Genomic DNA, 21,088 nt, shown 5'->3' with positions numbered 1-21,088 from the left:
GTCGGGCCAGTGCTTTGCCTACGGCTTCCTTCAGATTTCACCTCGCGGTGAACACCCTTGCCGATCAGCTAGTGGTTCCCCTTGTCGGGCCCACAGAGGACTTGCACCTCCAAGTCATCCGGCCACCACCATGTGTACCGGAACAGCGCCAGTCAAGGCGCTACGCGCCATGCCTGGCGCACCCATAAAAAAACCTCCGGTTTTTACGCCGGAGGTTTTTTTGTTCACCTTACCGTACTAACTGATAATCAAGCCGGATTCAGGCTTTCACAATCAGTCTCGTACGCTTCAACGCTGATGTTGTCGACTTCCATAGTGACATTATTCTCACCGGGAGCCGCCCATACACCGTAGTACCAGCTGTCAGTCTCTGCGGTTGCTGAGAAATCATTGGTACTATTTACAGCAGTCCAGGTCACGCCGTCTGGCGAAACGCAGCGACGTACGCGCTTGCCTTCAGCATCATCGAAGATTTCGATACGGACGTAATGACCGACTTCAAGCTCTGGTATGTTGCTGCGAGTACGTTCACCGTTCTCTTTCATATTAGAACGAGTACCGATAAGCTCTACCGGATCGCTGTTAGCATAGAAGCCAGCCGCAGCCCAAGGCGCAACATTTGCCAAAGAACCAGCAGCCGTGAGGTCTGCGATAGCCATAATACCGAACCGATAGCTATTACCAACACCAACATCTGCTCCTGATACACTGGCGATACGAGCGGTGTAAGCGAAGTCGCTCATTTCAATCTGCTGTCCGGCAAAGAACATATTCAAGTCAGAGCTTGAGTCCGACTTACCACCAGTAGCCGTAATCGTGACGGAGTTTTCTGTCTCTGCATCTACTGTACCTTCTGCATCTGTAGTGCCACCAGCAAGAACATAGGCATCAGCGGTCCAGATGGCATTGGGATCACCACCGTCATCCTGATTATCCAGCATAATGCTATCGAACTTCACGCCGAAGCCTTCGGATTCGATATCAGCGCCACAGTCAGACGGGCACCAGATCTGCAGGAAGGAGGTTGCGGTACCGACGTGCGTATCAATGGTTACGGGATCACCATTTTCATCCAGTACGGGTTCGTTGTTCAGCAACACGTCACCCGGAACATTGATTTCCAGAGTACCGGTTCCCAGCAGACCCCACGTGGTGCCCAGCAGTACCGAGTTCTCGCCATGTATTGAGTTGGCAGAGCCGGTCGTGCTGTTGTCAACCAACACCTGCAAGCGGCCTTCGTCGCTGGCAGGACGCTCAGCGATTTCCAGAGTCAGGGTGTAAGGCTCGCTGAGGTCGATATCACCCGCTACCTCGGTATCACCCTCAGCGGTGTTCTCAACGCCGGCGAAGCCCATGGTGAAACGGTTGTTGCTGATGTGCAGCTCACCCGTTTCGGTAATGGCCAGACGACCGGTGCTATTGAACTTGTAGAACGGAATGGTCAGATCGGAAGAAATCGCCATGAACTCACCGGCAATATCTTCACCGTCACCGATCAGTTGCTCTTTGGTGATATCGTCAAAGTCTTCGTTCAGGGGCAGACCCGGGAACGCATAACCTTCCGGCAGCGGTGGAGTGAACAGAGATTCGTCGGCTTCACAAGGCGTGTAGTCGCCGACCAGATTATCCTGGTGCTCAATCATAAGGTCGCTGATGACCACATAACCGCCAGAACTCACTCGCATTTGCAGGAAGGAGTTCTCAGTACCGTAAACTTCTGCAGTGGTGCTGATCAGGTCAACTTGGTCGCCATTATTATCCTGGAGACGTACATCTCCGGGAACGTCGATAACGACACGATTACCGGCCGATAGTGCCGCAGCTTCAGTCCGCATCAGGAGAGACTGGTTGCCGTGGATCGAGTGACCCTGGTTACCACCGGAGTTGTTATCCACGTAGACTTCCAGGTTACCACCAGTGCCCGCTCCAGCCAGTCCGGAATCCTTCAGGCAGAAAGATATGCGGTATGGGACACTCAAGTCCAGTTCACCCCAACTGCTGCCAACCGGCGCGTTGGTGGTTTTGCTCTTGGCATCGTTATCTTCAGATTCTTCATCAGAGACGATGTCCGGCTGCAGCTGACCAATGCTCCAACGGGCGTTGGAGAATGCAAAGTAGCCATTACCATCAGCGTCGATACCCACGTATTGACGCACGTCAATATCTGGGACCAGATTTCCGGTCGGCTCGCCGGTTTCCTCGTCAGTTTCCCAGAAGCAGCAGGTCGGGTAATAGAACGATGGATGGTCGTCCACATAATCTTCATTGGCACCCGCGGTATTGAGTTCTTTGTAGTCGGTAGAGTAGAACTGCGCGACCTGGTTCCCTTCTCCCGTTACCGCAAAGGTTTCATGAAGGGGAATGTCTTCATTGGTAATATCAATCTCGGTGACCGGATCTTCTTCAATACAAGCCGGGTCAAACGGATTGGCTTCGCAATCCACTCCATCACTGGACGAACTGCTACTGGAGGTGCTGCTCGCCGAGGAACTGCTGTTGTTCGGGCCGTCATCGCTACTGGAACCGCCGCAGGCTGCCAGGGCACCGCCCATGATCAGCGCGGCCAATAACTTCAGGTTAGTGTTCATTGGTTGATCTCCTACGTTTTTATTTAAGGATCTTTCAATTCATGCACCACTTCATGGGAAGCGGTGCATCAAGCACCCTACTTATCAGAAGCGAATGTTTACGCCCGCCTGATAGGTACGGCCAAGCCCTTCAGAGAACTCCAGTACATTACCGTTAGAGTACTGGTCGCCTCGGTAATAGAACACGTCAACATGCTCCGTGACATTCAGGACATCCAGGTAGAATTTGATTTCCGGTGTCAGGTTGTAGGTCAACTTTACGTCTACACCGGTCACGTCATCGTGAAACACGTCCGCCCAGCGCTGGCAGTACTCTGTATAGACGGTGCCGTCTCCCGCAGCACCATCCAGAGCCCCTTCCGCACCGGCCGTATTGACCCGGGCCCACTCGTTGTCGCGATCGATGTCTGCTTGTGAACAGGTACCGATCTGCGTCAGGATTTCGCTGCGCATGTTCCCGATCACACGAGCAGAGAAAAACTCATTCTCCCAACCCAGGGTCAGGTTAGCCGTCACATCCGCCTGATTGGGCATGGCGGTCTTGTCGGCTCGGACTGTTTCGCCCGCGTCGGCCTCACTGTCCAGCAAGGTCAGGTTGGAGTTGACGAACAGACCATTGTCAAAGAATCTCGAATAGCTCAACTCGAGACCATAGACCATCGCCGATTCACCGTTAATGGTGGTATCCACATTGTGGAAGGTGAAGTCCTCGCCGATCTGGAAAATATTCTGAGTAAAGTTCTCATAGGTCGGCAAACCACCATCCGATGAATCCAGCTGATCCAGGGCAGAACGGACGTTTTCGGGCAGCTCACTGCGAGCCAGGCTCAGGCCGCGAACATCGACCACATAATCGGTGATGTCTTTATAGAAAACGGCCGCCTCAAAGAAATGTCCATTGGGGCCGTACCAGCTCAGAGACGCGTCAAAGTTGGTGGCCTCCATGGCGACCAGATCGGTATTACCCAATTCAAGTGCGTTACCGCCGGGCGCCAAAGAGAGGGTTTCAGCAATGTCCCGAACGAAACCATCATCACCCGGAGTCGGCTGAATACCCAGCTCACCCTGAATATTGTCACTGCAACGTTCGCGTTCGTTGTTGGTGCCTTCATTCAGAGGTGTCTCGCGGCAGAGTTTGACGCGATCGCTGAACTCGGCCCGCGCAGCAGCTTCACCGAAACTCGGCCGTGTATAGCTGGTCCAGATGGAGGCCCGGGCCAGTAAGTTGTCCGTCACGTCCCAACGAAGGTGAGCACCGGGGTAGATTCCGTCGTATTCATTGGTGACGAACTCACCGCCATCAGGATCGGTCAGTGGCATGACGATGTCACGCACAAAACCTTCATCTTGCTGGAAGCGATCATGGCGCATGGTCAGGTAACCGGTAGAGCCAAATTCGGTATTCACATAACGTGCGCCGGCAATCAGTGTCGCGTTATCGGCAACCTGGAACTCGGCCATCAGGTAAGCTTCCTGACTATCTTCAAATAGCCGATAGTTTTGGCTGTTGCTGGCAGCACCGGACCGAAGAGGGTCCAACCATTCAGGGATACGGCGAGTCGCCGCAATGACGGTTTCCGCCTGATCAACCGTCACAAAATCGTGGTCAAACCGCGGATTTCGTGGCGTGTAGGTTTCGAAATCTGCCAAGCCGATGCTTGTGTTCGACCAATCAAGACATTCTCGGTCCCCTTCACAGCCGTCAGGGTAATCGAAGGGTGCTACACTCAAAGCCACACGTTCACGGTTACGCTCACGCTCCTTCATCAGAACGCCGCCCTTGACGTAGTTCAGCCAACCATCGAAAAACTCTTTCTCAAGGTTGACTTCATACTGGGTGAGATCGTCTTCCCGCAAGCCGTCTTCCAGATACAGGTTGTCGTAATCCATACCTGGCTGGTAACGCTCTCCCAGTACGTAGGGACGCTGTCCACTGTATCCATTGGTGCCCGGAATACCCGAGGCTGGATAGGGATTGTCCTGTGAGTCCGCCAGGAAACGAAGTTGGCTGTTGGCAATAATTCGGGCGGTAATGTTTTCTTTGTCCAGTTGCCCAATCATCGGGAGATAGCGTTTTCTAAACTGGATACGACGGTCGTCAGGATTGGTTCGCTCGCTATTGGATATATGATACTCGTAATCCAACGTCCAAGAGTCGTTGAAGATGTTCTTACCGTCGAGGGTAATCGTGGTGTTCTCGTCTTTGGCTTCCTGAATATAAATACGGTGCTGCAAGTCGGCGTTACCGACAGCGAACAGGCCGGTATAGGGTAGATCAGCTTCCAGGTTAGGTTCGAAATCAGGGTTTACATAACTGACATACCGTTCATCACCCGCGCCGAAGTTGTAGTACTCTCGCAGGGTCAGCTCTTCGTCAGTGTAATCCGTGCGCGCTACGCGAAGGTTGTACTCGTGGTCAGTACCCGGGCGCCACCCAAGATCCACCGTGGCGGCACTTCGGGTACGCACACTTTCGTCTTGTCGGATCTCGAAATTGTTGGGGGTCAACATTCGGGGCAATGTCACGTACGGATCGGCACCGAGTGTGTCTTCATCTTCAAAGTTGTAGAAGTAGTTATCGGCATAATCGCGGGAGGTAAATTCATTCCCATCAAACTCACTGCTGGGACCAATACCCGGACGGGCTGGGCGAATGTAGCGAAGGCCCGCCTCGTTGGTTATCTGATTTACCTCGGTTCCACGCTCTTCGTGGGAGAAAGAAACTGCAAGACCAATAGTGTCATCGGCAAACATTTTGGTGCCGATTAATGTCGCTTTGGGCGAGAACTCCCCGCGCTGCTCGTGCTGGGATCCTTGAAGAGTAAGTCTCAGGGTGTCCTCACCACGATCGAACGCAGTCACGGAATTTACGTTGACCCGACCGGCGATGGAGTTCAGATCCATATCCGGGGTCAGAGATTTGAAGACTTCAATGGAACCCATCAGGTCGGCAGGAATGGTGTTCAAACCGACGGCACGGCCGTCGCCGCTGGCGCTGGCCATTTCCGAGTTGTTCATGCTGACGCCGACAAACCCGGCGCCCATACCACGGATGTTGACGAACTCGCCCTGACCATCGTTTTTCTGCAGCGTCACACCCGGCAGACGTTGCAGGGCTTCGGCCACGTTCTGGTCGGCGAAGTTACCGGCGTCGTCCTGAGAAATGACGGAGCTGAAAATGTCTTTGTTGCGCTCCATCTCGCGAGCGTTCAGTTCGGCCTGACGCACCCCCTGGACCACAATTTCTTCCAGCATGGGCTCGGCAGCCTGATCATCCTGAGCATGGGCAACAAGGGGCAGGGAACCACCAGCCACCAGCGACACCGCCAGTGACAGCATACGTTTATGAAACATTTTGTCTCCCTCGACTACTACTTTTTAATTTATTTAGGTTGAAGCGTTTTTCTGTGATTCAGACGGACTGACGCCGCTTTTGAATCCGATTGATGTTTTAAAGTACGTGTCTGTACGGATTGTCCTGTACTGCGTTTTCGGATTTTTATTCGCACTCAATCTGTCTGTTTAAATGGTTGATTGTGGTAGGTTTTACAGACTTTTTTTGAGCGTTACCCAAAGATCTTTGCACAGGCGGTGGCACAATTCAAGGCCAAGTTGGGCGATTTTTCGCTAAAGAGCCAAGTATTACTAACAGTCGCCTTCTAATAAATTGTGGTTCTATGCGCCAGTTATTTTTCGCCATTTTGCGCTTTATTAGGTCAGGTAGCCTAACGAAATTCCATACATCAAAACGATAATTGCACCATGAACCGAGGCATCTGAATGGGTAACGTGATGCTTCAGGCTGGAATTCTTCGGTGATTGCACTCATTCCCAAAAAACCCGAGCGATGTAATTCTGATCATCGCAAAGTCGCACATCGGATAACGTCCTATCCCACGATTAACAACAAACGGAGGATATGGGTTATCGTCAAGGCTGCACTCGGGGAATTTCCCGCCGGACTTTCAAAAACCGGTAAATACCAATCCCCGCCATGACCAATCCACCAAAAATGGCCACCCAGGCCAGCACCCTGAGTACCGGCTGTTCCGGCAGGAACTGCAGGACGACGCCACCGCCGATGATGACGGATAGCGCCGTGCGAATGTATGACAGCAAGGTCCGCTCATTGGCCAGGTGCGTTCGTTCAACCGCAAGATGATCTCGCAGATCCGTGTCACTCACTGAATACCTCCTGAGGCAAATTCCTTAGTATTTCAATCATGGACCACAGACTCATTGAATGGTTTGAAGTGCTGGATTTGACAGGCTGTCGCGATAGATGACCGTGCAATTACGGCCAGCCGCTTTGCCTTCATACAGAGCCTGGTCGGCGTATTTCATCATCTCATTGACGCTCAGCGCCTGACCGTGGCGCTGTACCGGTGTGATGCCACAACTGAGTGTATGCGCAATTGATTGGCCGTCATAGAGGGTCGGTGTGCCGGCGAATTCTTCCCGTACCCGTTCGGCAATGGCCCGTGCTGACTGAGCGGTATCGGTTCTGACCAGCAGAGCGAACTCTTCACCCCCGTAACGAATACAGACATCGGTGTCCCGGCAATGTGCCCGAAGTAGCCGTGCCACTTCTCTCAATACCTGGTCCCCGGCATCATGACCATGGTGATCATTGATCTGTTTAAAATGATCCAGGTCAATCATGATCAGATACATGGGCTTGCGCTCGGCGGTGTCACTCTCGATAAAACGTTCGTACTCGCTCTGCAACAGCCTCCGGTTACCCAAGCCGGTCAGCGGATCCTGATTGGCCAATGCCAGCGCGTTGCGTCGTTCGGTTTCCAGATTCAACAACCGTTCTGTCAACGCGACGGTAAGAAACACCGCTTCCAGGAGGCTTCCGACCTGCAGTAGGGTCAACGCATACATGCCATTGGGAACGATATTCAGATAGGCACTGGCCAACGTTAACAGAAGGCTGACCGAATAGATCAACCAGGCCAGAAAGTACCAACGCGCATAGCGCAGGCCGTTGTACCACGCATGGGCACCAATGATCGGGAGTATGAACGCAATGACCGCCAGGGTAATAAACGCAATGTGTAACGCCGGTTCGTAAGCCCCCATCAGGCGCACCGCTATTCCTGCCAGGGCAACAAACTGGATGACTTGCAGCAAACGGTGCCCGAGTGGAAAGTGGATTCGGGTGTTCAGAAACGACTTGGAAAATTGAGTGGCACAAATAGCGAACAGCAAAAAGGCAATATGGAATCCCTCGTTGTGTCCGTAAATACTGTTGGGCCATAGATACTGGAATCCGAACCCGTTCAACAGGGTCCATTTCCAACCCGTTGCCAATAACAGGGCAGCGTAAATGAACACACTCGGTCTTCGAAGCAATACTCCGATAATCAACGCCAGAAAAAGCATGACGCCCAAAGCGCCATAGTAGGCACCGAACCACAGATTCTCGCGCTGGACCGCTTGAGCGAACGCCTCGGGAGAATACAAGGTGAACTCCAGGCTGACCGAATCCGGCTTGTCGTAGTAAACCTTCAGGTAAATATCCGTGTAGCTTTCGCCCGATGTTTGGCCCGAAAACGCCAGCGTGCGGTAATCAATCGGACGTTCGTCAAAGGGCACCCGGTCGGACAGGTGGGTGCGTTTGAAGTCGCGCTCGCTCTTATCGCGAGTATACAGTTCGATGTGATCGAGGTAGGAGGTTTTGTGGACCAGTATCCAGGACGCGGGGTCATCGCGGGTATTGACCAGTCGGGTGCGCAACCAGAAAGCCCGTCCTGATATGCCCTGATTGATATCGGTTCGGTGCAACGCTTGAAAGCCACCGTCTTCCCGAATGTTTTCAAGCGTGGCATCCCGGTCAGCGGAACGAAACTCCGTCTGTTCTACCAGTGGTTGTAGGGTCAGACCCTCCAGCGCTATTCCCGGCTCCAGCGCCTGAACACTCGCACACGCCAATAGCAGGATGGGCCAAAACAGGGACGGCCGCGGCCGGGTTTTCGCCACGGTTGTTGTACAGTGTTTGATCATGCAGGAGCCAAGTTAACGGTGCTGATACCGGCAGTATAGGCGAAAAAAAAGCGCCACCCCAGAGGGTGGCGCCCATCCGCTTCAACCCGGCTCACCTCACGGCGAGCCATCCGGGGTCAGTAGCTGTAACGCAGGCCGAGGTAAACCTCACGGCCGGTGGTGTTGTACTCTCGCACCAGGTTCATATCCCCCAGCGGACCGGTGGTGTACAACCGCTCGGTCTCGTTGGTCATGTTGATGCCTTCCAGCGTCACCTTCAGATCATCGGTGATGTTGTAGAACGCCGACATGTCCAGACGGGTCGGGCCGGTGGTCGCTTCCTGGGCGTTGCCGTTGCTGCCATTGGGGCTGGTGATGTAATCATCCCGCCCGTTGATGGAACCACGGATGCCGTAGCGATCGGTTTCGTAGTACAGCGTGAAGTTGTAGCTGTCCTCCGACAGACCCGGCAGAGTGCTCACCACCGAACCGAAATTCGCCTCGGAGCTCACATAGGTGTAGTTGGCAATCATACCCAGGTTGTCGAACGGCGCCGGCAGGAAGGTAAACGGCTGCTGGTACGCGATCTCCACCCCATCGAGCTGGGCACCATCGCCATTGACCGGCTGGGAGGTAAACCAGGCCGAACCGTTGATGTCCACGGCGTTGGGCTCAAACAGCGGAGAGTCCGGATCGTAGGCCGGGTAGTTGGATACGATCTGGCGCAGCTCCGGACTGAGCGGTCCTTCCACTTCGTCACCGCTGATGAAGCTTTCGATGTCTTTGTGGAACAGGGTCACCGCCAGCAGCGCTTCGCTGTCGAAATACCACTCCAGCCCCAGATCCACGGCGCTGGCGCGCATCGGATCCAGGTCCGGGTTACCCCGGCTGATGTTGCCGTTGATCGGGGTCACACCGGTCACGGTGGGGGACAGGCTGCCCAGCCCCGGACGGGTGATGTTGCGGGAGATGTTGGCGCGCAGCAGCAGGTCTTCTTCAATTTCCCACACGATGTTGGTCGACGGAAGTACGTCGGTGTAGGCATTGTCCTCGGACAGCAGGATCGCCTCGCCGGTGACCGGGTCTTCGGTGGCACCGCTGGAGGTCATGAAGGTCCGGGCGATCCGCAGGCCGGTGTTCACCCGCAACGGGCGGTCAAACACGCGGGTTTCAAAGTCCACTTCACCGTACAGGCCCATGGTCTCTTCCTGCACGTTCCAGGAGGAGGCGTCCACCGGTACCGGGGTAAACTGACCCGCGCCGTAGGCTTCAATGGTGTTGTCGAAGTGGGCGATCAGGAAGTCGCGCGGAAAGCCGCCGGGCGCATCCAGGCCGCTGGCAAAGTCATCAATGCCGATGCCGGTCAGCGAGGTGGCCAGATCCGGGGTCACTTCATCCGGCGCGTCGATGGTGCCTTCGGTCGGGTTGTAGCGCAGTGAGTCCACTTCCCGGTCGTTGTAGATAAAGCCGGTTTTGAACACGGCACCGCCCTGCTCGGTTTCCAGATCCAGACGGAAGGTGGTGTTGTCACGGTCCACCACGTCTTTGCGCAGCGTCGGGCCGGAGAAGAAGTAGTTCGATGGCTCCAGGATGTCGAACCCGTAGCTCATCTCGGCGATGTTGGAGTCCGCGCCGAAGTCAAAGGTGAAGTCGTGACCTTCCGAGGCGGTCAGGTTGAAACGGTACTGTTCTTCATCGTGCTCGGAGTTGGCGTTACCCAGCATGAAGCTCAGCACGGTGCGATCGCTCAGATCGTACTTACCGGAGAACACGGTCTGCAGGAACGTGGTTTCCGAGAACTGGCCACGGCTTTCCGAACGCGGGGTCACGTTCTGGAAGGTACCGGCGACGATCTGACGGCCGGCGGCATCCAGGGTCACACTGGTGGGTGTGATTTCATCGAAGGTGTTCCGGAACTGGGCGAAGTAGTTGTAGGACTCACGGTCATTGGACAGCTCGGAGCCGACAATGTCCAGACCCAGTTCCAGGCGATCAGTGGGGCGGAACTGGAAGGCGGCGGTCACCCCGGTGCGGTCCTGGGTGTTGCCGAAGTAGTCCATCCGCGGCAGACGCGGGGTCCACATGTAGTCGAGTGGATCGTCACCCTGAGTGTATTCGGGGTGGTTGGTGTCCGGGTCGGGTGTGCCGTTGATGGTGGTACCGCTGGTGTCCGCCCAGCTCTGACCGTTGGCAAACGGCGAGGTATAGCGCACGGTGCCGAAACCTTCCTGACGCACGGTACGGGTGGAATGGGCCACCGAGAACAGCACCCCGACAGTGTCGTCCATAAAGGTGTTGCTCACCAGCGCGGCGAAGCGCGGGTCGGACTCACTGGCGACGTTATCCACGGTGAACTGGCCGCTGACGCTGGCGTTCAGGCCGGGGTTATCAAACGGCTTGGCGGTAAACAGCTCCACGGTACTGGCCAGACCGCCCTCTTCCACCGACGCCTTGGGCGACTTGTGAATATCGATGCGGTTGAACAGTTCGGAGGCAAAGATGTTGAAGTCCATGGAGCGGCCGCGGTTGACGCCGCCGGAGGAGTCCAGGCCGCCGGCACTGCCGGGCACTTCCATACCGTTCAGGGTACTGCGGGTGAAGTCCGGGCTCAGGCCGCGCACGGTGATGCTGCGACCCTCACCGCCTTCGCGGGTGATGGCCACACCGGGGACCCGTTGCAGGGACTCGGCCAGGTTCAGGTCGGGCATTTTACCCATGTCTTCGGCGACAATGGTTTCGACGTTGTTGGCGGAATCGCGCTTGATGTCCAGCGCGCGTTCCAGACTCTGGCGGAAGCCGGTGACAACCACTTCTTCCAGGGCGCCCGCGCCTTCGTCTTGGGCGTGGGCAGCCGGCATGGCTGCAGCAGCCAGTGCCAGAGCAAGCGGGCTCAGGTGGAATGCTTTCATTCTCAAACTCCCTCAATGTTTATTGTTAGAACAGGGTTATTGTAATGGTGCGACAGCCAAAATGGTTGCGCAATCAAATAATGGCACAGGTGTTACATGGGGTAAAGGGTTCGACGCAAATTAGGCGACTTTACTTGCGGTTTGTCACAAAAAACGGCCTGTTGGCGGGTGTAACAGCACGCCAGCAGCCACAGAGGGATAAAAAAACCAGGCCGCTAGTCGGCCTGGTTTCAAAAGCGTTGAACCCTGTTGCGCCAGTTATTGCGCGGCGGTCATCCCCAGGTCCCGGTTCACGCCGTTAATCAGGGCTTTGATGGCGGCCGCAACGATGTTCTTGTCCTGCCCGACGCCAAACACCGGTTTGTGATCACCCACTTTCACTTCCACATAGCACACGGCAGCCACATCGGAGCCGGCGCCCAGACCGTGCTCGTGATAGTCCACCACCGTAATGGTCTGACCCGCGTGTTCACCGAGGGCCTTGGCGGCGGCATCAATCGGGCCATTGCCGGTACCGGTCAACTCCACTTCCCGACCCTGGTATTTGCCCAGAATCAGGGTGTTCACCACCCCGTCTTCGCCGTCGCTGACCCGACTGCTGGTATACACATACGGGGCGTTGACCTGCAGGTACTCCTGATCAAACAGCTTGTAGATATCGCCACTGGCCACCTCTTTGCCCGAGGTGTCACTGACTTTCTGGACCACGCCGCTGAACTCGATCTGCAGACGACGGGGCAACTCATAGCCGGCCTGCTGCTGAAGCAGGAAGCTGACGCCCCCCTTGCCTGACTGACTGTTCACCCGAACCACGGCATCGTAGCTGCGGTTGAGGTCGGCCGGGTCAATGGGCAGATAAGGGACCTCCCAATAGCCCTCCGGATCCTGCACCGCAAAGCCCTTCTTGATAGCGTCCTGGTGTGAACCGGAGAAAGCGGTGAACACCAGCTCGCCCGCATAGGGGTGGCGCGGGTGAACCGGAAGCTGGGTGCACTCTTCGGCCAACTGACGGATCTGGTCAATGTCGGTGAAATCCAGGCCCGGGTGAATGCCCTGGGAGTAGAGGTTCATGGCCAAAGTCACCAAATCCACATTGCCGGTGCGTTCGCCGTTGCCGAACAGACAGCCTTCCACCCGGTCGGCCCCGGCCATGACCGCCAACTCGGCCGCCGCCACGGCGGTACCCCGATCGTTGTGCGGGTGCACACTCAGAATGATACTCTCGCGATGATTGAGGTTGCGATGCATCCACTCGATCTGATCGGCGTAGGTATTGGGTGTGGACATTTCCACCGTCGCGGGCAGATTGAAAATCATCTTGCGCTCGGGCGTTGGCTGCCAGATGGCGGAAACCGCATCGCACACCTCTTTGGCAAACTCCACTTCGGTACTGGAGAACACTTCAGGCGAATACTGGTACACCCATTCGGTGCCCGGCTGGGCTTCGGTGAGTTCTTTCACCCAGCGGGTACCGCGCTCGGCAATCTCTTTGACGCCGGCCTTGTCGGTCTTGTAGACGATCCGGCGGAACGCCGGCGCCACGGGGTTGTACATATGCACGATGGCCCGACGCGCCCCTTTGAGCGATTCCACGGTGCGGGCAATCAGATCCTGCCGCGCCTGGGTAAGCACCTCAATGGTGACATCATCGGGAATGTGATCTTCCTCGATCAGGCGACGTACAAAGTTGAAATCGGTGTCGGAGGCCGAGGGAAAACCCACTTCGATTTCCTTGAAGCCGATCGACACCAGCGCTTTGAACAGGCGCAGCTTGGTGTCCACGTTCATCGGGTCGATCAGGGCCTGATTGCCATCGCGCAGGTCGGTGCTCATCCAGATCGGCGGCTGCTCAATGACCTTATTGGGCCATTGACGGTCCGGGAGCTGAATCGGCTCGAAACGACGGTACTTCTTGGCGGGGTTGGCAATCATGGCTCGGCTCCATTGGCACAAACATCAGTTCAAAAGGTTGCCCGAGGAGAGCGGTGACAGGCAGCCGGGTAGGCTGTTCAGTGGGAGTCGGAACGCTGCGGGTGGCAGTGAGAGACATCCCCGGGGTGGGCTTGTGGCCCGCCGCTCGTCCGTTATCAGGCATTGGGGATAGTATATGGCTTACAGGTCGCCAATAAATTGCTAAGATGACCCGGATAGAACAGGTTTTGGCATTTTATGCCAAAAAAACAAACATGAACCGAATATCGTACCCCTATGGCCAATAAACTCGACCGTTACGACCGCATGATCCTCGACACCCTGCAACATCGCGGGCGCATCACCAACCAGGAATTGGCGGAGGCCATCAGCCTCTCACCCTCGCCCTGCCTGCGACGGGTGAAGCAGATGGAAGAAGACGGGCTGATTGATGGCTACGTGGCGCTACTGAACGCTCGCAAACTGGGGCTCAACCTGATGGCGTTTATCGAAATCAGTATGGACAAGCACACCCCGGACCGGTTTACCGCCTTTGAAGACACGATTGCCACCTATCCGGAAGTGCTCGAATGTCATCTGATCACCGGCCAGACTGCGGACTACCTGCTCAAGGTGATTGTGCGGGATATGGATGCCTACCAGCAGTTTCTGCTGCAGAAACTGACACGGATCGAGGGAGTGAGCGGTGTGCATTCGTCCTTCGTGTTGAAAAGTCCGATTAACAGCACCGCCCTGCCCGTGGAATAAACCCGGTTAGTGAGCGATTACTCCCGAGGCCAGTCGTCGGTCCGGAAGGGGCTCGCCGGCAGACCTTCGCGATTGCACAGGTTGGCCTGATCCGGATTGTCCGCCCAGGCATAGCGCACCGCCACCGGCCGGCGAACCTCAGCGCTCTGTACCATCACGGTATCACCCTCGATGCGTGCATCGGCCCAGACAAATTCGCGGTCTTCACCGGCGATGGCAAACTCGGCCAGGGGTTCACCGTTGCAGGATGCGAGGCCCGAGCCGGTATGATCAAAGTTCAGGTGGACCAGGCGGCCCTCGACCTCCATTCCGGTATAGATCGGGCCAGAGGCCACCAGATCATCGCCATAGGCTACCGCCTGCGCCGCCAATGACAGCCGTTCGCCCACCGTCCGTTTGTCCAGCGGGTGAATATCGTTCCACTCACCGACGTCGATGGCGACCGCCATCCCGGTGTGGGGGACACGCAAGGTGTTCAATTGCGCTTCGCGCAAGCGGGCCCAGTCACTGTCCACCGGCTCATCCCGATCTTCTAGATAATTCGCCAATTGCACAAAAAGGAAAGGCTGGTCGGGTTGCTCCCACTGACGACGCCACTCGTTGATCACGGCGGGGAAGGATTCGTTGTACTCCGCTTCACGGCCGACATTGGATTCGCCCTGGTACCAGATGACGCCCTTGATGGCGTAATCGGTCAGCGGTGCAATCATGCCGTTGTACAACCCCATGGGTTTCCAGCGGATGAAGGTGGGCGGATCCAGGTTGTCCAATTGCGCGCCCTGCTTGACCTTCCACTCACCGGTCAGATCGATGACGTCATCTTCCCGGCGCAGCTCATAGGGTTTGTCTTCCACAAAACCCGGGCGACCGTTTTCACTGGTCAGGCGCACGGTCAATACGTTTTCACCCGCCTTGAGCAGGCCTTCGGGCACCTCGTACCAGCGCGGAGGGTATTGGTAGCCGGTTTGTCCCACCCGCTCGCCATTGAGGTAGGTGACATCGGCGTCCACCAGACGGCCCACTTCCAGAAAGGCCGCTTCACCGGCCCAGTCCTCCGGCAAGGTAATGGTTTTGCGCAGCCACCAGACGCCGTTAGCCTTGCCCTCCTCACCCCAGAACCCGGGCAGCGTCACTGTCTCCCAGTCGCTGTCGTCCAGATCCGGCTTGGCCCAGAGGGCGTCACCGTTCTTGAAACCGGGGTCCAGTTCATCCCGACGCTCACGCCACTGTTGACCTCGGGCGTTATCCGCCGAGCTGACCTGCTCGATCAGGTCATCATCCCGCCAGCGCTTGGCTTCTTCCAGGTGATGGGGAAAGGCTTTCAGGGCGGATTCACTCAACCAGGCTTCGGCCGGTGATCCTCCCAGAGCCGCATTGATCACACCCACCGGAACGTCATATTGCTGATGCAGGTCCTTGGCGAAAAAGTAACCCACTGCGGAAATACCCGGCAGGGTTTCGGGAGACACCGACAGCCATTCACCGCCGTCCAGATCCGGCTCGGGGTGTTTGAATTGATAGCGGTCAGGGACTTCAAAAAAGCGGATCTCGGGACAATTGGCTTCGGCCATTTCCTCGGCGTAGAGCGGTTTGGTCCGGGCCATGGTCAGCTCCATATTGGACTGACCGGAGGCGAGCCACACGTCCCCCACCAGAACATTCTCCAAGGTGAGGGTGTTCTCACCTTTGACCGTCAGCTCATAGGGGCCGCCGGCTTTCATTTCTGGCAAGGTCAGCTGCCAGCGCCCGTCGTCGGCGGTCACGGTTTGCCACGTGAAACCCTGAAAGTGAACACTCACTGCCTCGTCCGGATCGGCCCAGCCCCATACCCGGATTTCCGTGTCTCGTTGAAGTACCATGCCATCGCTGATCAAGCGCGGCAGGGTCACCTCGGCCTGAACGGCAGCACTACTGAGCGCCGCCCCAATCACAAATGCTCCAATCGGGTATTTCATCGTTATTGATCTCTCCTGGAATTAAAGGTGGCACCGGTACACATCAAGGACCAGACCGTTATAGTCGTACTGATTATAACAAGGCTGTCTCTTTACACCACCTCAACACGTCCCTTCGCACTAAAACACAACGGTGGAGCGGAAGAAGACAATGCGACGCCGTGGATCGAGTGCGCCCCACAGCGATCTTGTTGAAACGACCCGAATAAACAATCAGTCACCCTAAAAAAAACGGCGGGTAGAGATTCTACCCGCCGTTTTCTACGAAGATCACTGGGAGTTGAGGTTGATTTTTAAACGTCCAGATTCGCGACCGCCAGTGCATTGGATTCAATGAACTCTCGGCGCGGCTCCACATGGTCACCCATCAGGGTGGTAAAGATCTGATCGGCGGCAATGGCATCCTGCACGGTCACCCTCAGCATACGCCGGGTTTCCGGGTTCATGGTGGTATCCCACAACTGCTCAGGGTTCATTTCACCCAACCCCTTATAGCGCTGGACGTTGTAGCCTTTGCGGGACTCTTTCATCAACCACTCCAGACCTTGATCGAAACTGCTGATGGCCTGGGTTTTTTCACCACGCTGGATATAGGCGCCGTCCTCAATCAGGGTAACCAGTTTCTCGCCCAGGGACATGATCGCTTTGTATTCACCGGAGTGGAAGAACTCATGGGTGAACGGATAGTGGTGTGACAGACCGTGGGCGATGATTTCGATCTGCGGCAGAAACAGGTGGCGCTCGGTGTCTTCCCGCACGGTGATCAGATACCGTTGACTGCCGTCGCGGGTATCCAGGCTCAAACGGGCCAGCAATTGATCGCACCACTGCTGGATATGTCCCTGGTCAGTCAGATGCTCCGGCGTCAGGGACGGCAGGTACACCATCTGCTCAAGAATCTCGCGTGGATACAGACGGGACAGGCGCTCAATAGTGTCCATAACGGAGCGGTACTCGTACACCAGCTTCTCCAGCCCTTCACCGCTGATACCCGGGGCATCAGCGTTGACGTGCAGGCTGGCGCCTTCCAGGGCGGACTGGGTCAAAAACGCGGTCAGCGCCGCTTCATCCTTCAGGTACTGCTCAAACTTGCCCTTGCTGATTTTATACAGCGGCGGCTGGGCGATGTAGACGTGGCCCCGCTCAATCAGCTCGCGCATCTGACGGAAGAAGAAGGTCAGCAACAGGGTGCGGATGTGAGAACCATCCACGTCGGCATCCGTCATGATGATAATGCGGTGATAACGCAGCTTGTCCGGATCGAACTCCTGTTTGCCAATGCCGCACCCCAGGGCGGTGATGAGCGTACCCACCTCCGCGCTGGACAGCATTTTATCAAACCGGGCCTTCTCAACGTTCAGGATCTTACCCTTCAGGGGCAGAATCGCCTGTGTCTTGCGCGCCCTGCCCTGCTTGGCAGAGCCGCCGGCGGAATCACCCTCCACCAGGTAGACTTCCGACAGCGCGGGATCTTTCTCCTGGCAGTCCGCCAGCTTGCCGGGCAGACCGGCAATATCCAGAGCCCCCTTGCGACGGGTCATCTCCCGGGCCTTACGGGCCGCCTCACGGGCGCGGGCGGCATCGATCATCTTGCTCACGACCGCCTTGGCTTCGTTCGGGTTTTCCAGCAGATACTCACCAAAGATCTGGTTCATTTCCTGCTCGACGGCGGTCTTTACCTCCGAGGACACCAGTTTGTCTTTGGTCTGGGAAGAGAATTTCGGGTCAGGCACCTTCACGGAAATAATGGCCGTCAAACCTTCCCGGGCATCATCACCGGTGGTGGCTACCTTGGCCTTGGCGGACAGGCCTTCACGCTCAATATAAGCGTTAAGGGTACGGGTCAGCGCCGCCCGGAAGCCCGCCAGGTGGGTGCCGCCGTCACGCTGGGGAATGTTGTTGGTGTAGCAGAACAGGTTTTCCTGAAACGAGTCGTTCCACTGGAGGGCAATTTCGACTCCAATACCGTCTTCCCGCTCAGCGGAGACGATATGGACCGTCTTGTTGATCGGCGTTTTATTGGCGTTGAGGTGCTCCACAAAGGCCTTCAGGCCACCCTCGTACTGGTAAACCTCTTCCTTACCGGAGCGCTCATCCTTCAGGACAATCCTCACACCGGAGTTCAGGAACGACAGTTCCCTCAGGCGCTTTGCCAGAAGGTCGTATTCGAACTTGATGTTGGTAAAGGTCTCCGCAGACGGCTTGAAGTGGATCTCCGTGCCCGAGCTGTCGGTTTCACCCACGACCGCCAATGGCGACTGGGGTACCCCGTGGTGATAAACCTGTTCATGGACCTTGCCACCGCGACGAATGGTCAGCTTCAGGTCTTCAGACAGCGCGTTCACCACCGATACCCCCACACCGTGGAGACCACCGGACACTTTATAGGTGTTGTCATCAAACTTACCACCAGCATGGAGGACGGTCATGATGACCTCGGCCGCCGACACGCCCTCTTCGTGCATTTCGGTAGGGATACCGCGACCGTTATCAGACACCGATACGGTTTCATCCGGGTGGATAACAACGCGAATTTCCGAACAGTGCCCGGCCAACGCCTCGTCAATGGAGTTATCCACGATCTCAAACACCATATGATGCAGGCCGGAACCATCGTCCGTGTCGCCGATGTACATACCGGGCCGTTTGCGGACCGCGTCCAAGCCCTTGAGGACCTTAATACTGGACGAGTCGTAATTTTTCTCTTCTGACATAAACTAGCTCCGATTTCACTGCTGTTCGGTATTCACGTCCGCGGTGACAGTGCCCTGTTCCACGTGGAACACTCTGGTTATAGCTTCTGGCCGGTCTTGCCAATCCGCCAGTAGCGACGGCTTATCAACACCGGTGATAAAGACCTGGGTCTCCAGCTTGTCCAACCAGTTCACCAGGGTGGCTCGGTGGTCGGCATCAAGCTCTGCCGGCAGGTCGTCGACCAAATATATACAACGTCCGCCCGTTTCCTGTGCGTACACATAGCCCTGCGCAATCTTTAGTGCACAGACCACCAGTTTTTGCTGGCCTCGAGACAGAACATCCCCAGCGGGTTGCCCTTCAACATTAATTCGAAGGTCAGCCCGATGACTGCCGGATTGGGTATACCCCATATGGCGGTCCCGTTCGAAGTTATCCGCAAGCACTTCCTGGTAGGAGCGGTTTTTATCCCACCCTCTTTGGTAGGTCAGGCTGACGCCGGGGATGCGAATAAACTCTTCGAGCAACGTGAGAAATACCGGCCGAAAACGCTCTATGGCTCTCTCGCGACACTCGTGGATCTGTTGAGTCAAATTGGACAATTCTCGGTCCCAAACGCTCAACTCACTGGTTTCTATTCTATCACGTCGCAACAGGCTATTGCGTTGTTTCAGACAGCGCTGTGCGGCCTTCCAGGCGGGAAAGAAGGAAGGTTCCACGTGGAACACCAACCAGTCCATGAACTGTCGGCGGACTTTCGGGCTCCCTTCCAGCAACAGAAATGTATGGGCATCTATCACCTGAAGCGGCAGCACTGACGCCAGCTCAGCCAATGAACTGACCGCTCTACCATTCACTTTGAAGCTGACCTCCCCGTTCAGGGAACGCTGCAGTCCGACCGGAACACAGCTTCCCTGATACTGGATTTCGGCAAACACCGTAAATTGCTCCCTGCCCCACTGAATCAGCGGCTTATGCTTGTGGCTTCTGAATGACCGGCCCAGGGCGAGAATATGAACCGCCTCCAGCACACTGGTTTTGCCGGAACCATTCTGGCCGTAGATGAGATTGGTACGTGGAGAGGGAGTCAGGCTCACGCTCTCCAGATTTCGCAAAGATTGGATACTCAGGCGGGAAACAGACATAAAGGGCGCCGAAACGCCTCTATCAGAGGCGCATCGGCATTACGACGTACAGCGAGTCTCCATCTTCGGGCTCCTCCAGCAGAGCGCTGCTGTTGGCGTCAGACAGGGTCATTTTGATGTGATCGGCTGAAATAACGTTCGCCACGTCCTGCAGGTAGCTGACATTGAACCCCATTTCCAGAGAGTCGCCGCTGTAATCCACCGCGACCTGCTCTTCCGCCTCTTCCTGCTCCGGGTTGTTGGCCACAATGGTCATTACCCCATCGTCCAGCAACAAGCGTACACCGCGGTACTTCTCATTAGACAGGATCGCGGTGCGTCCAAAGGCCTGCTTCAACTCAGAGCGCGGACCAAACACTACCTTATCCCCACCGCGGGGCAAGACTCGCTCGTAATCCGGAAACTTGCCATCCACCAACTTGGAAGTGAAGGTGTAATCACCCGTGGCCACCCGGATATGGTTAGCGCTCAGGGTGACGTCAACGGTAGCGTCGATATCATCCACCAGGCGGGACAACTCCAATACCCCTTTACGCGGCAGAATGGCCTGGATGGTATCCTGGACGCTCACCGGCACGGGGCGGGTACACATCGCCATGCGGTGCCCATCCGTCGCCACCGCCCGTAACTGGCCTTCTTTGACCTCCCACAACATACCATTGAGGTAATAACGAACGTCCTGTTGGGCCATGGCAAATGCGGTTCGCTCGATCAATCGTTTGATCTCACGCTGAGGACAGGCAAACTGCAGATCGCTCGGGCCGTCTTCCACATTGGGAAAATCGCTGGCCGGCAAGGTCGACAAGGTGAACCGGCTGCGTCCGCTTTTGACCACCATCCGCTGCTCATCTTGAGCAAACTCAATGCTCGCTCCCTCTGGAAGAGACCGGCAAATATCAACCAACTTGCGGGCGGGTACCGTGACTTCCCCGGCGTCAGCAGGCGCTTCCAGGGCCACTCGGGCAACGATTTCCACCTCGAGATCGGTACCGGTCAGAGACAGCTGTTCACCATCAATCACCATTAATACATTCGACAACACCGGCAGTGTTTGACGGCGCTCAACCACCCCTCCCACCAGTTGCAGGGGCTTCAACAAAGCTTCGCGGGACACGACAAATTTCATTGGG

11 protein-coding genes are annotated in these 21,088 nt (G+C 56.2%); 1 reads left to right on the top strand and 10 read right to left on the bottom strand.

The window, feature by feature from the left end; all coding sequences use genetic code 11:
* Positions 1–248: 248 nt before the first annotated feature.
* From OOT55_RS14045 to leuA, 6 genes are all read right to left on the bottom strand, one after another.
* Positions 249–2,588, bottom strand: coding sequence for a hypothetical protein (locus OOT55_RS14045; protein ID WP_265366474.1), 2,340 nt, complete (start codon positions 2,586–2,588; stop codon positions 249–251).
* A gap of 84 nt (positions 2,589–2,672) precedes the next feature.
* Positions 2,673–5,942 (bottom strand): TonB-dependent receptor, encoded by a 3,270-nt coding sequence (locus OOT55_RS14040; RefSeq protein WP_265366473.1) that lies wholly within the window; start codon positions 5,940–5,942, stop codon positions 2,673–2,675.
* A gap of 576 nt (positions 5,943–6,518) precedes the next feature.
* Positions 6,519–6,773 carry a YidH family protein gene (locus tag OOT55_RS14035; RefSeq protein WP_265366472.1) on the bottom strand — a complete coding sequence of 85 codons (255 nt, stop codon included), beginning with the start codon at positions 6,771–6,773 and terminating at the stop codon, positions 6,519–6,521.
* A gap of 51 nt (positions 6,774–6,824) precedes the next feature.
* Positions 6,825–8,597, bottom strand: a complete 1,773-nt coding sequence (locus tag OOT55_RS14030; RefSeq protein ID WP_265366471.1) for a diguanylate cyclase — start codon at positions 8,595–8,597, stop codon at positions 6,825–6,827.
* Between the two features lie 116 nt (positions 8,598–8,713).
* A complete protein-coding gene (locus OOT55_RS14025) occupies positions 8,714–11,485 on the bottom strand; it encodes a TonB-dependent receptor (protein WP_265366470.1) in 2,772 nt (923 codons plus the stop codon).
* Between the two features lie 258 nt (positions 11,486–11,743).
* The gene (leuA, locus tag OOT55_RS14020) at positions 11,744–13,417 is read right to left on the bottom strand and encodes a 2-isopropylmalate synthase (RefSeq protein ID WP_265366469.1); all 1,674 of its coding nucleotides are present in this window, start codon (positions 13,415–13,417) and stop codon (positions 11,744–11,746) included.
* A gap of 276 nt (positions 13,418–13,693) precedes the next feature.
* On the opposite strand from leuA, the gene OOT55_RS14015 reads away from it, so the two are divergent.
* The gene (locus OOT55_RS14015; protein ID WP_265366468.1) at positions 13,694–14,164 is read left to right on the top strand and encodes an Lrp/AsnC family transcriptional regulator; all 471 of its coding nucleotides are present in this window, start codon (positions 13,694–13,696) and stop codon (positions 14,162–14,164) included.
* A 17-nt stretch (positions 14,165–14,181) separates the two neighbouring features.
* On the opposite strand, the gene OOT55_RS14010 is transcribed toward OOT55_RS14015, so the two are convergent.
* The 4 genes from OOT55_RS14010 to dnaN form a co-directional block, all read right to left on the bottom strand.
* Positions 14,182–16,119, bottom strand: a complete 1,938-nt coding sequence (locus tag OOT55_RS14010) for a sialate O-acetylesterase (protein ID WP_265366467.1) — start codon at positions 16,117–16,119, stop codon at positions 14,182–14,184.
* Between the two features lie 293 nt (positions 16,120–16,412).
* The gene (gene gyrB / locus OOT55_RS14005; protein ID WP_265366466.1) at positions 16,413–18,833 is read right to left on the bottom strand and encodes a DNA topoisomerase (ATP-hydrolyzing) subunit B; all 2,421 of its coding nucleotides are present in this window, start codon (positions 18,831–18,833) and stop codon (positions 16,413–16,415) included.
* 15 nt (positions 18,834–18,848) lie between these two features.
* Positions 18,849–19,958 carry a DNA replication/repair protein RecF gene (gene recF / locus OOT55_RS14000; protein ID WP_265366465.1) on the bottom strand — a complete coding sequence of 370 codons (1,110 nt, stop codon included), beginning with the start codon at positions 19,956–19,958 and terminating at the stop codon, positions 18,849–18,851.
* A gap of 22 nt (positions 19,959–19,980) precedes the next feature.
* On the bottom strand, positions 19,981–21,084 hold the full coding sequence (dnaN, locus tag OOT55_RS13995; protein WP_265366464.1) for a DNA polymerase III subunit beta: 1,104 nt from the start codon (positions 21,082–21,084) through the stop codon (positions 19,981–19,983).
* Positions 21,085–21,088 lie beyond the last annotated feature (4 nt).

This window comes from Marinimicrobium sp. C6131, assembly GCF_026153455.1.
Taxonomy (GTDB): domain Bacteria; phylum Pseudomonadota; class Gammaproteobacteria; order Pseudomonadales; family Cellvibrionaceae; genus Marinimicrobium.
This window is presented reverse-complemented; position numbering and strand designations above follow the sequence as displayed.

Excerpts from the sequence above, each read along its gene's own strand:
- OOT55_RS14015 (WP_265366468.1), top strand. The coding sequence starts at position 13,694 with ATGGCCAATAAACTCGACCGTTACGACCGCATGATCCTCGACACCCTG.
- recF (WP_265366465.1), bottom strand. The coding sequence starts at position 19,958 with ATGTCTGTTTCCCGCCTGAGTATCCAATCTTTGCGAAATCTGGAGAGC.
- dnaN (WP_265366464.1), bottom strand. The coding sequence starts at position 21,084 with ATGAAATTTGTCGTGTCCCGCGAAGCTTTGTTGAAGCCCCTGCAACTG.
- gyrB (WP_265366466.1), bottom strand. The coding sequence starts at position 18,833 with ATGTCAGAAGAGAAAAATTACGACTCGTCCAGTATTAAGGTCCTCAAG.
- OOT55_RS14025 (WP_265366470.1), bottom strand. The coding sequence starts at position 11,485 with ATGAAAGCATTCCACCTGAGCCCGCTTGCTCTGGCACTGGCTGCTGCA.
- leuA (WP_265366469.1), bottom strand. The coding sequence starts at position 13,417 with ATGATTGCCAACCCCGCCAAGAAGTACCGTCGTTTCGAGCCGATTCAG.
- OOT55_RS14040 (WP_265366473.1), bottom strand. The coding sequence starts at position 5,942 with ATGTTTCATAAACGTATGCTGTCACTGGCGGTGTCGCTGGTGGCTGGT.
- OOT55_RS14010 (WP_265366467.1), bottom strand. The coding sequence starts at position 16,119 with ATGAAATACCCGATTGGAGCATTTGTGATTGGGGCGGCGCTCAGTAGT.
- OOT55_RS14030 (WP_265366471.1), bottom strand. The coding sequence starts at position 8,597 with ATGATCAAACACTGTACAACAACCGTGGCGAAAACCCGGCCGCGGCCG.
- OOT55_RS14045 (WP_265366474.1), bottom strand. The coding sequence starts at position 2,588 with ATGAACACTAACCTGAAGTTATTGGCCGCGCTGATCATGGGCGGTGCC.